13 protein-coding genes are annotated in these 14256 nt (G+C 47.7%); 5 read left to right on the plus strand and 8 right to left on the minus strand.

Annotated features, from left to right (window positions below):
• The first annotated feature begins 4 nt into the window (after positions 1-4).
• Positions 5-391: a hypothetical protein gene (locus Q365_RS0107480; protein WP_028022759.1), complete on the plus strand. Its 387-nt coding sequence runs from the start codon at positions 5-7 to the stop codon at positions 389-391.
• 89 nt (positions 392-480) lie between these two features.
• Here Q365_RS0107480 and Q365_RS0107485 read toward each other — a convergent pair whose 3' ends face one another.
• From Q365_RS0107485 to Q365_RS0107495, 3 genes are all read right to left on the minus strand, one after another.
• Positions 481-1455, minus strand: a complete 975-nt coding sequence (locus tag Q365_RS0107485; protein WP_028022760.1) for a LysR substrate-binding domain-containing protein — start codon at positions 1453-1455, stop codon at positions 481-483.
• Between the two features lie 182 nt (positions 1456-1637).
• On the minus strand, positions 1638-2111 hold the full coding sequence (locus Q365_RS0107490; RefSeq protein ID WP_028022761.1) for a low molecular weight protein-tyrosine-phosphatase: 474 nt from the start codon (positions 2109-2111) through the stop codon (positions 1638-1640).
• A gap of 79 nt (positions 2112-2190) precedes the next feature.
• Complete coding sequence (locus Q365_RS0107495) at positions 2191-2919, minus strand: dienelactone hydrolase family protein (RefSeq protein WP_028022762.1); 729 nt, start codon at positions 2917-2919, stop codon at positions 2191-2193.
• 327 nt (positions 2920-3246) lie between these two features.
• Between Q365_RS0107495 and cobO the strand changes: the two genes are divergently transcribed.
• A complete protein-coding gene (cobO, locus tag Q365_RS0107505; protein ID WP_028022763.1) occupies positions 3247-3837 on the plus strand; it encodes a cob(I)yrinic acid a,c-diamide adenosyltransferase in 591 nt (196 codons plus the stop codon).
• 199 nt (positions 3838-4036) lie between these two features.
• Here cobO and Q365_RS0107510 read toward each other — a convergent pair whose 3' ends face one another.
• Positions 4037-5089, minus strand: coding sequence for a metal-dependent hydrolase (locus tag Q365_RS0107510; RefSeq protein WP_028022764.1), 1053 nt, complete (start codon positions 5087-5089; stop codon positions 4037-4039).
• A 227-nt stretch (positions 5090-5316) separates the two neighbouring features.
• Here Q365_RS0107510 and Q365_RS0107515 point away from each other — a divergent pair, with 227 nt between their 5' ends.
• The gene (locus tag Q365_RS0107515) at positions 5317-5760 is read left to right on the plus strand and encodes a CBS domain-containing protein (RefSeq protein ID WP_028022765.1); all 444 of its coding nucleotides are present in this window, start codon (positions 5317-5319) and stop codon (positions 5758-5760) included.
• A gap of 140 nt (positions 5761-5900) precedes the next feature.
• Here Q365_RS0107515 and Q365_RS0107520 read toward each other — a convergent pair whose 3' ends face one another.
• The 4 genes from Q365_RS0107520 to apbC all read right to left on the minus strand — a co-directional run bounded on the left by Q365_RS0107520 (position 5901) and on the right by apbC (position 10739).
• Positions 5901-8060: an AsmA family protein gene (locus Q365_RS0107520; RefSeq protein WP_028022766.1), complete on the minus strand. Its 2160-nt coding sequence runs from the start codon at positions 8058-8060 to the stop codon at positions 5901-5903.
• Positions 8061-8181: 121 nt separating this feature from the next.
• Positions 8182-8763: a dCTP deaminase gene (gene dcd / locus Q365_RS0107525; protein ID WP_028022767.1), complete on the minus strand. Its 582-nt coding sequence runs from the start codon at positions 8761-8763 to the stop codon at positions 8182-8184.
• 104 nt (positions 8764-8867) lie between these two features.
• Positions 8868-9509 (minus strand): uridine kinase, encoded by a 642-nt coding sequence (gene udk / locus Q365_RS0107530; RefSeq protein ID WP_028022768.1) that lies wholly within the window; start codon positions 9507-9509, stop codon positions 8868-8870.
• A 168-nt stretch (positions 9510-9677) separates the two neighbouring features.
• Complete coding sequence (gene apbC, locus Q365_RS0107535; RefSeq protein WP_035024658.1) at positions 9678-10739, minus strand: iron-sulfur cluster carrier protein ApbC; 1062 nt, start codon at positions 10737-10739, stop codon at positions 9678-9680.
• A 318-nt stretch (positions 10740-11057) separates the two neighbouring features.
• Between apbC and metG the strand changes: the two genes are divergently transcribed.
• Together metG and Q365_RS0107545 are read left to right on the plus strand one after the other, a co-directional pair.
• A complete protein-coding gene (gene metG, locus Q365_RS0107540) occupies positions 11058-13109 on the plus strand; it encodes a methionine--tRNA ligase (protein ID WP_028022770.1) in 2052 nt (683 codons plus the stop codon).
• Positions 13110-13364: 255 nt separating this feature from the next.
• Positions 13365-14192, plus strand: coding sequence for a hypothetical protein (locus Q365_RS0107545; protein ID WP_028022771.1), 828 nt, complete (start codon positions 13365-13367; stop codon positions 14190-14192).
• The last annotated feature ends 64 nt before the right edge of the window (positions 14193-14256 follow it).

Genomic DNA, 14256 nt, shown 5'->3' on the forward strand with positions numbered 1-14256 from the left:
CATCATGTTTGACGCAGCAAACCTCGCGATGACTTTGACTCGATTAACCGCACTGGGATTGTCGATAGTGTTGATGGGCGCGGTGATACCGGCAAACGCAACCGAAGACATAGACGTGAGCGAGGAGGTTGAAGTTAAACCAGACTCAATAACGGCGATTGAAATTATCATCGGTAAGCGAATTCACGACTCGGTGCTGGAAGGCGACAGGCCGCCACATGTTTACCGACCACGTACGCCGATTTTTCACCACCATCACCCAGAGAATGAATCCGTTCCTCCTAAGATCACTAAGCATTTGTTAGTTGATCACCCTGAATTGAACAACAACCAAGGCAGGATTATTCGTACACCTGAAAACAGTGGCACCCAAGATCCCTCCACACAGTGAATGTGGGCCACATGAAATAGTCGCCTGAAATAAAAAACGCCAGCGAGTTCATCGCTGGCGTTTTTGTTGTTTGCCGAGACCCAATCAAATCAGTACACGGGCAACTCTAAACCTTCAAATAACTTGTCGACCTTGTCAGCGCTATTTTGCATCAACACATTTTCCATCAACGTCTTAGTAAGATGAGGAGAGAACGACAAAAGGAAGTCGTACATGTAGTTTTGCAAAAGGATGTCTTTCGAGAAACAAATCCACGCACTCGATGGTTCAAACAAGTGATCAAGATTGATGTAGGTCAGCCCGGTATTTTCAATATCACGCGCTGCTAACGTAGAGACAATACCGATGCCGAAACCAAGCTGCACGTAGCGCTTAATCACATCCGCATCCATAACTGTCATAAAGTAGTTAGGGGAGATCCCTTCACGACCAAAGGCTTCGTCTTGGGTTCTTCGCCCTGTCGAGCCCGGCTCGTAACTTAAAATCGGGTAGTCAGCCAGTTGCTTCAAGGTTGGCTTACGCACATGGGCAAGCGGATGTTCTTCCGGAACCACCAACCCTAACGTCCATAGATATGCAGGCAACACGATCAAATCATTGTCGGCACCAAGGTCGTGAGCAACAATCGAGAAATCAGAGTGACCTTTGCTGATCACTCCTTTGGTTTGCAAAGGGAGCGTCGGCTGCAAATGGAAATTGATGTTAGGGTATTTCTGTGTGAAATAGGAAACACTGTTTGGCAGCAAGTAACGCGCAATGGTGTGCGTCGTGTAAATGTTCAGCGTGCCCACACTCGGGTCAAGATGCTCATTGGCCAATGCTTTAATTTTTTGCTCAAGTGCGAGCATTCGCTCTACCTGCTCAAGAATACGTTCACCAATCGGCGTCACACCACTGAGGTTCTTTCCTCTGCGCTCAAATATTCGTACCCCGAGTTCTTTTTCCAACAAACCAACCTGCTTACTCACACCCGGCTGTGTTGTAAAAAGAGATTGCGATGCTGCGGACACATTTAAATTGTTGTCCTTTATCGCTTTTAGATATTTGAGCTGTTGAAGTTTCAATCCCTTACCTCAGACAAAGACATTGGCTATAGATCCTAAATTTATAAGAGCCTTATATTTTAAACAAGTTGAATGACTTCAAAATGCTCTGTTTCTGGCAAATAATCCAAATTTCCTCAGTGAAACAGCCACAAAAAAGCCCGTCAGTGACGGGCTTCAAATTCATACTTTAGGGATTCGCACTATCCGAAACGGTTAAGCACTTCATCACTCGCCTGTTCAATCAAATCCAGCGCCACTTCAAAGCCTTTGCCGCCACCAAAATAAGGATCGGGGATCTCATTAAATTCAGAATCACTATGACTGAGAAATAGCGACAATTTATGCCGGAGTTCTGGTGGGCAAATATCGATTAAGTCGGCAAGGTTTGCCTTGTCGGCGGCTAAGATCATGTCAAAGTGCTCAAAGTCTCTAGCGTCAACTTGTCGTGAGGTGATGCCAGAGAAATCATACCCTCGGGCTTCGCCAGCAGCTTGACTACGAGGATCGGGGTTAGCACCGGTGTGATATCCAATTGTGCCTGCTGAATCAACAATCACATCCAAACCACGTGCCGCCGCTTTGGCTCTGAGTACTGCTTCTCCGGTCGGAGAACGGCAAATGTTACCCATACATACGACGAGAATTTTCGGTTTACTATGATGATTGACTGACATTGGCACTCCATTCCTATATCACATTGAAATCACTGTAACGAATGAAGGAACGGAGCGCAAAGTAGGCGTTCAATCGATGTTAAAAATTTTGATCAAGGAATGTGCTAAACGTTGCCCATGAGCGAGCATCTGCGACTTCGCGATAACGCGGTGACCCAAATACCGTGAACGCATGCGGTGCACCGGAGTAGACTTCAATCAAGTAAGGCACACTTGCTGATTCCAACTGAACAGAGAGATCAGCCACGTCTGTCATCGGGATCGCGCTGTCAGCGCCGCCATGTGCAATAAAGATGGGTGGAGTATCACTGGCGTAGCTTTGTTGGCCGGGCGTTTTCAATCCACCATGAAACGTCGCATAACCATTCACGCTTTCCGCCTTGCCAGAACGTGCCAGCTCAAGTGCCGCTGCTCCACCAAAGCAATAGCCTGCTACCACGACGTCCTGAATACCCATTTCTCTCGCTTTATCTAAACCCGCTAAGATCAAGCTGCGCATTTTCTCTCTGTCTTTATACAGCTTCCCTGTTTCAGCTTTCTTAGCATTGGTTTCGACAGGACGATTTCCTTTGCCATACAAATCAACGGCAAAGGTGTTGTAACCCATTTTGGACAGCATGTTCACGCGTTTCTCTTCGTATTCAGTCAAACCATCCCAATCGTGAATAAGCAGCACAGACCCCTTCGGTGTTCCTTCTGCTTTGGCGTAATAGCCTTCCAACGCCATTCCACCCGATTGATAGTCCACGCTTTCACCAGCAAAACCATGAAAAGAGAACCCCATTAGTAGCCAAGCTAGATGCTTCATGTCGCTTCCTTCTTAATTTACCCAAATTCAATCATAGCTGTTCAGTGTTTATACAGCCCAAGTAAGCAAAACGTTCACATTCCCAGCTGCATACCTGAGACGTGTGGTATTGGTTAGACCCTATGCAACACCTGACGTGTCACGATCCCAACCAGAATCTGTGGACGAAAGCAGCGCTGAGCCCTGCATCTTCAGGTTACTTGGGTAAATCATCATTTCTATGCTTCCAAATATGACAAGGTTTGTTATGTTGTGATCCAATTTGCTACGGCCAACATACTGGGTTGGCCCACAAGTCAGCATGACGATTGAGAAAAGGAATACGACATGAGCGATGAGCGCTATAAAGCCCGACAACAAAAAGTGAAAGAACAAGTGGACGAGCGCGTCGCCGCTGCACAGATCGAGAAAGGATTGCTGCTGGTTATCACGGGTAATGGGAAAGGAAAATCAACCTCAGGCTTTGGCGTCGTCACTCGCGCGACAGGTCATGGACAAAAATGTGGCGTAGCACAGTTCATTAAGGGCACATGGGAATGTGGTGAGCGTAATCTGCTGCAACAGTGCGGTGTTGAATTTCATGTGATGGCAACAGGCTTTACGTGGGACACGCAAGACAAAGAAAACGACACGCGCGTAGCCCAAGAGATTTGGACCGAATGTAAACGCATGCTGGCCGACCCAAGCTATGACGTGGTCTTGCTTGATGAAATGACCTACATGGTCACCTATGGTTATATCGACCTTGATGAAGTGGTCACTGCGTTAGAAAACCGCCCTAGCGAGCAGTCCGTCGTCATCACCGGTAGAGCGGCCCATCGTACCTTAACGGACATGGCGGACACGGTGTCAGAAGTCCGCAATGTAAAACATGCCTTTGATTCTGGCGTCAAAGTACGTAAGGGTGTCGACTGGTAATCATGACTGGGCGTTAGCCCTTGCTTACCCTTTTTCGCCCACGCCTAAAGCATCCAAATGTTTTGGAGCGCTCCCAAGCTGCGAGTCAACAATAGAAAACGCCCGTACTTTCTCTATCAGTCAGACTGAAAACAGGAAGTACGGGCGTTTTCTTGTGCCAATTCGATTGACCTAATATGTCTCAACGACAGTCTCGCAACTACTGCGCAGTCTCGTCCATTGGCTCATCACGAAAGCAATCAAGCTCGTTACACAATAAAGCATCAATGCTCTGCAACCCTAGCAAGCGCATCCACAATGCAGGAATTTGCCTCGGCAATACTGGGCCTGGGTCAAGCTGTACGGGATCGACGAGCTGCCAGATCTGTTGGTCATTTTTTTCCGCCATCAAGAACTCAAACGGATGATACATCGCCATTCCCAATCGAAGATCCGTCACTGTCAAAGCATTGTCTTGCTGCTTAAATTGCACGAAACCACGGGTAAATGCTTCGAAATCCGCCAATAACTTAGGTTCACTCGGGAACGGCCATTCACCCCGTACCATTGGCATCCAATCGATCACAGGTTCTTCATCCAGTAACGACGTAAGGCCTTCCCAGTATTTGTCATCATCAAGCACAACCACACGCCAAAGCACGGTATTGAACGGCGTCGGCGAAATGAAAACGGGTTGCCCTTCTAAATGCGTGCCCGCGACGTTTTCCTCAACACGATCTTGTATTTGCCCCAATGCCACCAGCGACCACATCAAATAAAGTGATGATATCGCCAAACCCGCGCCGCACAGTTTGGCGGCTCGACCACGCCAAATAAGCGCAGCGAGCACGGGAATAAGCAATGGCAGTGTGTACAAGGGATCGATAATGAACATGCTGGATATTGCCACTGGCGGTACATCTAACGGCCAAAAAAGCTGAGTTCCGTATGACGTGAACGAGTCCAATATCGGATGTGTAATCAAGGCCGCAGTGATCAGCGTGAGCAACTGAACAAAAGGCCATGACGCCGCAAAGAAACGCTTCCAAACCAGTGCAAGCACTACAGAGAACGGGATTAGGACAAACAAAGAGTGGCTAAAACCACGATGTTTGATCATGTTGGAAATAGGGTCACCGTAATCCAACACCACGTCTAAATCAGGCAATGTGCCCAGCGCTGCTCCCGCCAATAGTACCTTCGGGGTACAGCGCTTGCCCGCCACTAAACCAGCAACAGCAGCGCCCAAGGCTGCTTGAGAAATCGAATCCATCTACGCGTGTGTTCCTTTTTGTTCTAGGCCTGAGCAACTCAATATGTTTGCTCAGCGAAGACCCGATTCTAGCGAACCGAGCCAAGAGTGAAAGCAATTCCTTGTAATGAAACCGTTAATGATTGTTTCCTCCAGAATATTTATACCCGTATATGAGCCACGGCTCTCAACATTTTGTCCTTACATTCTGTAGGTTTAAAATTTGACCACATGGAGGATTCAATACGATGCCAGGAAAAGTTTCGGATTACATGACACGTAAACTTATCACCGTCAGCGCAGACACAGGTGTACGAGAAGCCTACTTCTTAATGCGGGACAAAGACATACGCCATCTACCGGTCACACAAGATTCGCAATTGGTTGGCATTATCAGCGACAGATCGCTACGCCGTCCAAATTGGGCTGATGAAGCACCGGATATCGAACACCCTTATTTGTTGTCAGATGACCTGACTGTCGGTGACGTCATGATCAAAGATGTCATTACCTGCCGAACCTATGAAACTCTATCAAAAGCCAATCAAACCTTGTTGGACTACAATGTCGGCGCACTGCCAGTGCTAGACAAAACCGATGACCTCGTCGGGATCCTGTCAGCGGTTGATTTGCTGGAAGCGCTGCAAGACATGCTGAAAACTGAAAAACGCGCTAAAAAACAACGCGCGTAAACTGGCAAAAAAAACCTGTAAAAAAAGCCGCAATGGCGGCTTTTTAGTTCACAGTGATTGTCAATTCGACGCTGTGTTCAATTCGAAGCTAAAGTCGACTCGACGCTATCGTCAATTCAAAACCATCGTAAAACTGATGGCTAGTTAAACAAGTCTTTTAGCAACTTGTCAGCGACGTTTTTCACTTTGTCATCGCCAGCTTTGTCACCAAGAAGTTTTTCCAAACCACGTTCTGCTTCTTTGCGCACTTTTTCTTCCAACACTTTGTTGCTGGTCAGCAGCGCTTTCACATCCAGATTGTAGCTTGGCGCTTGCCACGTGCCGCCAATCGCAACAGGAATGGTAACGTCTTTCAGCTCATCAATGTCTTTCCCGCCCTGCCCTTTGCTGGTTCCAACCACAGAGACAAACACGTCGAAATCCAAGTCTTCGCTGACCAGATTGGTTTGCCCTTCACTACGAATACGCAGCGCCGGCGCTTCCATCTTCATGTTGCGCGTTGATGCAATGCCTTTACCTAGGTTAAAGGTCGCCGTTAACGCACTAAAATCGGTCTGACGAGCTTCCTCTACATATTCTGCACGTTGACCTTTTAGTGTCGCTTTGGCTTCACGAATCATTTCAGGGATGTTGATACCATCGATAGAACCATCTGCAAAGTTGATAGCCACGGTACCTGTCATGCCAGTACGAAGACGTTTTTCTGACAAACCAACACCGTTTACATTCACATCAATACTGCCACGACCTGACAAGATGTCTTGATTCGCAGCGTCCATCAGCAAAGGCTGAACATTGACGTTTTTGATGTCTTTCGTGACGCCGTAGCGAGCTGGGCTGACAGTCGCATCCAACGTCCCTTTTGCAGACACTGAGCCACCGTATAACTTTGCATCAAACTGACTGAGGTCAAGCTTGCCGCGATTGACAGCAAAAACGGTATTCACTTGGCTGACTTTCACGTTATTTGCCACCAATTCATCAATGGTAATTTTGCCAGCGACATCTAGCCCTTTCAGGGCTGATAAGTCAGGCTCGACGTCACTCAGTGGTGCCTTTGCAACTGGCGTCGCTGGCTCATTGGGTGCAGATGAAGGTTGTGTTTCCGCAGGTTTAGACTCAGCAGGCTGTGCTGCCTTTGTTGAGTTGCCTAGGAATGCATCAAGATCAATCTTAGAACTATGAAGCGCAAAACGTACCGCGGGAATGTCGGCAAGTGCAACAGATGCACTTCCATCAACCGCCAGCTCATCAAGGCTGGCAACCAATTGACTCAGTGTTAACTTCTGCGTGTTGTTATTGAACGCCGCGTCTGCTTTTAAACCGATATTCATTTCTGGGCGTGGAAGCGATGCGCCAGCCAGCAAGGTCGAGATATCAATGCCTGTGGCTTGGATATTTTCAATCGATTTGTCGACCAACACTGACGCTTTGCCTGACGTATCAAATGTCATGTCATTCGCGCTACCTTTGGCTGAAAACGTCAAGGCAGCTGGCATTGCCAACGCGACCTGATCAGCATTGAGTGATAGATTTTCCAATTGAATGTTTTCGTCGTTAACTGAGGCAGAGAGCGACAGCTTGCGAAGCTGGGAGTCCATCGCCACTTTTTCAAGCATGGCTTCCATTTGGCCTTTAGCAGAAAAGGCCATCGCATTTTGTTTTCCTGCAATATCAAATTCAACGGGTACCCACGCGCCCGTTGCCAACTTTCCGATATGGAGATTTAGCTGGCTAATTTCACTCACAGTATGGATCTTATCGTCGCGCACGACGGCACTGGCATCAACGACATCCAAACCACCAATTGAAATAGCCCATGCAGCAGGCGCTTGGCCTTCGCTGGCCGGTTCGGTTGGAGCTGGCGTTTGTGACGCGGGCTCAGCTTGGCTATCAGCAGCCGACGTATCGCCAGTCAAACCATCTAGGTTACTGTTTCCGTTTGGCAGCGTTTGAATAAAGACATGGGCACCGTACAAGCTCACGAGACCAATATCGAGGGTGTTCGACATCAGCGGCATCACAGCAACGGACAACTCTGCGCGATCCAGTTTGAGCATATTTGGCTCAGCGAAACCCTGGGGGTTTTTGAATGCGAGTTTTTCAACAGACAAACCTAAGCTCGGCCAAAAGCGCCAACTAATGTCACCATCGATGACCAATTCTCGGCCTGTCGCTTTTTTCACTTCGTCAGCAATCAGCGGCTTAAAATCGTTAGGGTTAATCACTGCGACAAGTACGCCTATCGCAACAACCACTAACATCACCAGTCCAAGAAGGATGTAGAGAAGCTTTTTCATGATGACAAATCGTTCCTTTTGAGATGCATTGAGATAACAGCAAAAGCCTAACGAATTCTGACGCAAATTACTGCATCAAAACGCCGCGTTTCAGCGTTTTTTCTTAAGAAAGCGCAAAGATTTAGTCTTCGTTTATCCGCGAGGCATCGGCGCCTTGCTGATTTTTGTATTTGGCATTTTCCCGTTTGTGATAAGGGCGCTCTGCCGGACTTGTCATGGTTTCAAAGCTCAATGCACCAATAGGCATACCGGGTCTCAAAGCCAAAGGTAGACGACCACTGTTGTAGAACTCCAGAACAATACGCCCCTGCCATCCAGGGTCAATTCGATGCGCCGTAACATGTACCATTAATCCCAAACGAGCGAGCGACGAGCGGCCATCAAGCCAACCGACAATGTCATCGGGTAATGTCACCACTTCTTGAGTGACGGCCAACGCCAACTGCCCTGGGTGAAGATAAAACGCCTCACCTTCAGCAATCTCTATTTCATCACTCATGACTTTATCGAGCTGCGCGGACACTTCTTCTTTCGGCCCAGACAAGTCGATATAGGGCGCCTCATACTCTTGAAAGACTCGAAACCGGTTACCAAGAGTCACATCAGCGGTCACGCCAGAAATTGCGTCGTCATTGGGCCTTGGTTCAATGGCAATGTGTCCACTGTCCAAGTATTCACGTATATGCTTGTCGCTTAATCTCATTGTGCGCTCCCTGCTCAAATCGACACACAGCATTGGCTATGTGCCGTTGCGGTCTCCCCAACCTCAAAGATAAAAAAAGCCGGACTAAGCCGGCTTCTTTATTATTATGCTTTTAGCAATTTTGCTATGTGTGCTTTTAGCACATCAATGGCAATGCGGTTTTTCCCGCCTCGCGGAACAATAATGTCCGCATACTGCTTAGATGGCTCAATGAACTGCATGAACATTGGGCGAACCGTGTTTTGGTACTGCTGAAGAACAGATTCCATTGTACGACCACGTTCTGCAACATCACGCTTCACACGACGAAGTAAACAGATGTCCAAAGGCGTATCCATGAAGATACTCGCATGCATCAATTCACGAAGACGTGGATCGGTCAGCAGCAAAATACCTTCCAAAATGATCACCTTCTTCGGTGTCAATGTGGTGCTCTCGTCCATACGAGTGTGCTCGGCATAGCTATACTGCGGCACTTCTACAGCTTTACCTTCCGTCAGCGCTTGGAGATGCTTACAAAGCAAATCATGGTCCAACGCTTGCGGGTGATCGTAATTTGTCTTTACGCGATCTTCCATGCTGAGATGACTTTGATCACGGTAATAGCGGTCTTCCGTGATAACACCGATCTGATGATCGCCCACTTTTTCTTTCAGTTCTTGATAGATGGTGCTGGCGATCAGACTTTTACCAGATGCAGATGCCCCTGCAATACCGATAATGACACATTGGTTGTTGTCACTCATATATGAATACCCGGAAGTTTGGCGAGAAATAAACCGCCTGATTATAGGGAGTTGGATGCGCTCACGCCATCAAAATCTGTGATGAAAGTCTCAAATAAAAGCAAGATGCGTAATGTTTCACCAAGCTGCACGCGATTTGCGCATCAATTCACTCTTTCAACACCCGCTTTACGACTCACCCAATGTGGTAATCGAAATTTGCTCTGGCGCGGTTTCTCCACTCCAAAACAACTGACAAGCAACACGCAAGGCCAACTGACGATAAACGGCCGCATGTTCACTCTCAGGCTTCGACGTCACTGTCGGGCGGCCTGCATCAATGTCTTCACGAATACTCATATGCAGAGGCACTTGCGCCAGAACGGATAAGTCCAAACTTTCTGCCATTTTCTGAGCACCGCCTTGCCCAAAGATCGCTTCGTGATGACCGCATTGGCTACAGATGTGATAACTCATATTTTCAACCACACCCAGTACAGGCACTGCCACTTTATCGAACATGGAGACACCCTTAATGGCATCCGCCAACGCCAAATCTTGCGGCGTGGTCACGACGATCGCGCCAGTGATCGGAAATTGCTGCGCCATGCTCAAAGCAATGTCTCCCGTGCCTGGTGGCATATCCACAACAAGGTAATCCAAATCCGGCCAACGGGTTTCATTCACCAGTTGTGCAAACGCTTTCGACGCCATAGGGCCACGCCACACCATGGCGTTTTCATCGGGAACGAGATAACCGATAGAGTTACTAAATAGGCCATGCGCCTCGACAGGCTCCATGTTTTTGCCATCAAGGGTAACAGGTTGCTTACCTTTGGTGCCCAGCATAATAGGAACCGAAGGGCCATAAATATCAGCATCCAGTATGCCGACTTTCGCGCCTTGAGCATGAAGCGCCAATGCGAGGTTCACGGACGTGGTGGATTTCCCTACCCCCCCTTTCGCTGAACTCACCACAATCACGTTTTTCACGCCTTTGATCAGCGCTTTGTCTCCTGCCTTAATCGGCGCGACACGTTGTGTCAGCGTGAAACTCGGGACAGATGTACCGTTGGCTTTTTGAGCATTTAGCCATGCGTCGAGCTCAGTAATGAGTTCTCCAGCAGCAAAGGGAAACGTCACGGTTACGTCACCTTGTTTAGACTCAGCCACAATACCTGGATGGCTAGCCCAATCAGAGATCAATCCAGGGTGTTGAAACTGATTAAGCAAATCGACGACGGCAGACATATCAATCCCTCTATGTATGAAACGCCCATTCACAAACAAATGGACGATATATTTCGTGTATATCGAGTCAGTCACACTCGATTTTCATAGCCTAATGAAATTTAAACGAAAGCGCACGATTTTCATCCTGCCGCTAAGGAATACATTCGCCCCAACAAGACGGCGTCAGACCCACAAGAAACAAAATACCAATGAAAGGTCCACCTTACGACAGCTTAAGCAGGTGTTTACTTGGGTTACGCTAGGCATTCCCCCCCGTATCAGGTAATATTTGCGCCATTCATTCGATTCATTTGTCAAAAGCGAACTAACTAAATTATGGCTGCAAACCAACGTAAAATTCTGGTTACCTGTGCCCTGCCTTACGCTAATGGCTCCATCCATTTGGGTCATATGCTTGAGCACATTCAGGCAGACGTATGGGTGCGTTATCAGCGCCTGCGTGGCAACACTGTTAATTTCATTTGTGCCGACGATGCACACGGTACCCCTATCATGCTGAAAGCACAGCAATTGGGTATTGAGCCGGAAGCCATGATTGCGGCAATGCAGAAAGAGCATGAGACGGATTTCGCTGGCTTTGACATCAGCTTTGACAACTACCATAGCACTCACAGTGAAGAAAACCGTGAGCTGGCTTCGTACATCTACACCCAGCTGAAGAACAACGGTTTCATCAATAGCCGTTCAATCTCGCAACTGTTTGACCCAGAAAAAGAGATGTTCCTTCCTGACCGTTTCGTCAAAGGCACATGCCCGAAATGTGGCGCGGAAGATCAGTATGGTGATAACTGTGATAACTGTGGTGAAACCTACAGCCCGACCGATTTGATCAATCCGAAATCAGCGGTCAGTGGCGCAACGCCAGTCATGAAGGACTCTGTGCACTTCTTCTTCGACTTGCCACAGTTTTCAGATATGTTGAAAGCGTGGACCACCTCGGGTGCGCTTCAAGACGAAACCGCTAACAAGATGGCCGAGTGGTTTGAAACGGGTCTGCAACAGTGGGATATCTCTCGCGATGCGCCTTATTTCGGTTTTGAAATCCCTGGCGAGCCGGGCAAATATTTTTACGTGTGGCTAGACGCGCCAATCGGCTACATGGGTTCATTCAAGAACTACTGTAACAAGAACAGCGACGTCGACTTCGACGAATACTGGAAAAAAGACAGCACGACTGAGCTTTACCACTTCATCGGTAAAGACATTGTCTATTTCCACAGCCTGTTCTGGCCTGCCATGTTGGAAGGCGCTGGTTTCCGTAAACCAACCAATGTGTTTGTTCACGGCTACGTGACAGTTAACGGCGCAAAAATGTCAAAATCAAAAGGAACGTTCGTGAAAGCGAGCACCTACTTGAAGCATTTGGATCCTGAGTGCCTGCGTTATTACTACACCGCAAAACTGAACAACCGCATTGATGATCTTGATTTGAACTTGGACGATTTCGTTCAGCGAGTGAACTCAGACATCGTAAACAAAGTGGTTAACCTTGCGTCACGCAACGCTGGCTTCATCGCTAAGCGCTTCGACGGTCAGCTATCTGCGGAATGCGCAGAGCCTGAGCTTTACGCTGAATTTGCGGGTGCAGCAGAACGCATCGGCGATCTATACGAGAAGCGCGAGTTTAGCCGTGCTATCCGTGAAGTCATGGCATTGGCAGACAAAGCAAACCAATACGTTGATGAAAAAGCACCTTGGGTTGTAGCTAAAGAAGAAGGCAAAGATGCTGAGCTTCAAGCAATCTGTTCAATGGGTATTAACTTGTTCCGTGTGCTGATGGCATACCTCAAGCCTGTTATGCCAGAACTGGCGAAACGCACAGAAGCGTTCTTGAACGAAACACTGACATGGGAAGGCATTGCACAGCCACTTACTGGTCATGCAGTTAGCCCATTCAAAGCACTGTTTAGCCGAATCGACCCGAAACACGTTGAAGCCATGGTTGAAACGTCAAAAGAAGATGCGGCTGTTGAGAAAGCACTTGCAGACAAAGCGGATGCTAACAAAGCAAAAAGCCCATTGGTCGAAGAGCCTATTGCCGCTGAAATCGAATTCGATGATTTCGCCAAGGTAGATCTTCGCATCGCGAAAATCATCTCATGTGAGTCTGTGCCAAAGGCGGACAAGCTGCTTAAATTCCAATTGGACCTAGGCGGCGAAACTCGCCAAGTGTTCTCTGGTATTAAATCAGCTTATAACCCTGAAGACTTGGTCGGCAAATACACCGTAGTGGTTGCTAACCTGAAGCCGCGCAAAATGAAATTCGGTATGTCTGAAGGGATGATTCTTGCTGCTGGACCTGGTGGCAAAGACCTTTGGCTGCTTGAACCTCATGAAGGCGCTCAAGCAGGTATGCGTGTGATGTAATCACCGCTGTCGTCGCTGCCGTAAGCAGTGCACAATTGAGAAAGGGAGCCAGATTGGCTCTCTTTTTTTGTCCTCATTTTGGTCTGTTTCTTTTAGAGACTAGGATCACATTTATTGCACCGTGTTGGTTCGTTAATGCATCAACGATGAACATACCCACCACAGAAAGAAACTTAACCCTTTGATTTTTAATGAAAGCAACAGTGGCATATCCCCTGCAATAACTGTTCAGGCTCTCAATCTGAGGAAAAAAATATGTCTCTATTACGTGCAATCACTCCGACTTGGTTAATGCAGATTGGCAAAAGCATGTCCAGCACAAAAGAAACGCGAAGAGAACAGTATCGCTCACAGATAAACAGTCTGCGTTCGCTGCTGTGGATGGTTCACGAACACAATACTCGTTATGTTCGTTGCCCTCAGTCTCCGCAAGCGTCTAAAGCTCGTGATGAAATCCGTGAGTTTTGTGAAGAAATGCAAACATCATGCAGCAATGCTCAACGCCCCCTCTTTCGCGTGCTAACCGCACGTATGGAGCAAGCCCTATCAGCACTGCCTAATCAGACTAAACCAAGCTGGTACGCCATTCATCACAGAACTTCTGATCACCTTATATATATCATTGATGAAATCGCACGCTCATACATTGCCGAAAGCAAGCACGATGCGATGTACGAAGAATACCAAGCATTTTGGCAAACATGGATTGATACCAAAGAATCCCAATTACGTTTTGAGCAAGCCACCACACGCTTGATTGAAGGCAAAATGGCCTCTTGGCAGTCAGTGAGTCTGCAAAGCCGAATTTTACAGAAGCGTATGCATCAATTGTCTTTAATTGCGAGTTCTGAAGTGTCTTTAGCATTTGACCGCATAGACAATCGATTTGACTCGATTGTTCAGTCGAAAGAGGGAGAGGTGCCCCCATCAACGTTGATTAAAATCAGCCAAGACTTGAGTGTTATCCTCCTTCATCTCTTTGATCAGGAGCTGACAATACGCACTGATGATGCTTTGGTGGAAAAGCTCCACAAAGCAAAGAGCACGCTTCATGCTCTGCCTAGCCCTCGTCAAACCGCATAGTATTGATGAGTTATTACGATTGAACAATAACTTGAAATGAAAGAGGCCAGCATATGCTGGCCTC

Origin of the sequence: Enterovibrio calviensis DSM 14347, from assembly GCF_000621165.1 — a bacterium.
Classification (GTDB): Bacteria; Pseudomonadota; Gammaproteobacteria; order Enterobacterales; family Vibrionaceae; genus Enterovibrio; species Enterovibrio calviensis.

What these genes read in the sequence shown, in the direction of transcription:
- Q365_RS0107480 (WP_028022759.1), top strand. Translation starts at nt 5, where the DNA reads ATGTTTGACGCAGCAAACCTCGCGATGACTTTGACTCGATTAACCGCA.
- Q365_RS0107490 (WP_028022761.1), bottom strand. Translation starts at nt 2,111, where the DNA reads ATGTCAGTCAATCATCATAGTAAACCGAAAATTCTCGTCGTATGTATG.
- Q365_RS0107495 (WP_028022762.1), bottom strand. Translation starts at nt 2,919, where the DNA reads ATGAAGCATCTAGCTTGGCTACTAATGGGGTTCTCTTTTCATGGTTTT.
- cobO (WP_028022763.1), top strand. Translation starts at nt 3,247, where the DNA reads ATGAGCGATGAGCGCTATAAAGCCCGACAACAAAAAGTGAAAGAACAA.
- Q365_RS0107510 (WP_028022764.1), bottom strand. Translation starts at nt 5,089, where the DNA reads ATGGATTCGATTTCTCAAGCAGCCTTGGGCGCTGCTGTTGCTGGTTTA.
- Q365_RS0107515 (WP_028022765.1), top strand. Translation starts at nt 5,317, where the DNA reads ATGCCAGGAAAAGTTTCGGATTACATGACACGTAAACTTATCACCGTC.
- Q365_RS0107520 (WP_028022766.1), bottom strand. Translation starts at nt 8,060, where the DNA reads ATGAAAAAGCTTCTCTACATCCTTCTTGGACTGGTGATGTTAGTGGTT.
- dcd (WP_028022767.1), bottom strand. Translation starts at nt 8,763, where the DNA reads ATGAGATTAAGCGACAAGCATATACGTGAATACTTGGACAGTGGACAC.
- udk (WP_028022768.1), bottom strand. Translation starts at nt 9,509, where the DNA reads ATGAGTGACAACAACCAATGTGTCATTATCGGTATTGCAGGGGCATCT.
- apbC (WP_035024658.1), bottom strand. Translation starts at nt 10,739, where the DNA reads ATGTCTGCCGTCGTCGATTTGCTTAATCAGTTTCAACACCCTGGATTG.
- metG (WP_028022770.1), top strand. Translation starts at nt 11,058, where the DNA reads ATGGCTGCAAACCAACGTAAAATTCTGGTTACCTGTGCCCTGCCTTAC.
- Q365_RS0107545 (WP_028022771.1), top strand. Translation starts at nt 13,365, where the DNA reads ATGTCTCTATTACGTGCAATCACTCCGACTTGGTTAATGCAGATTGGC.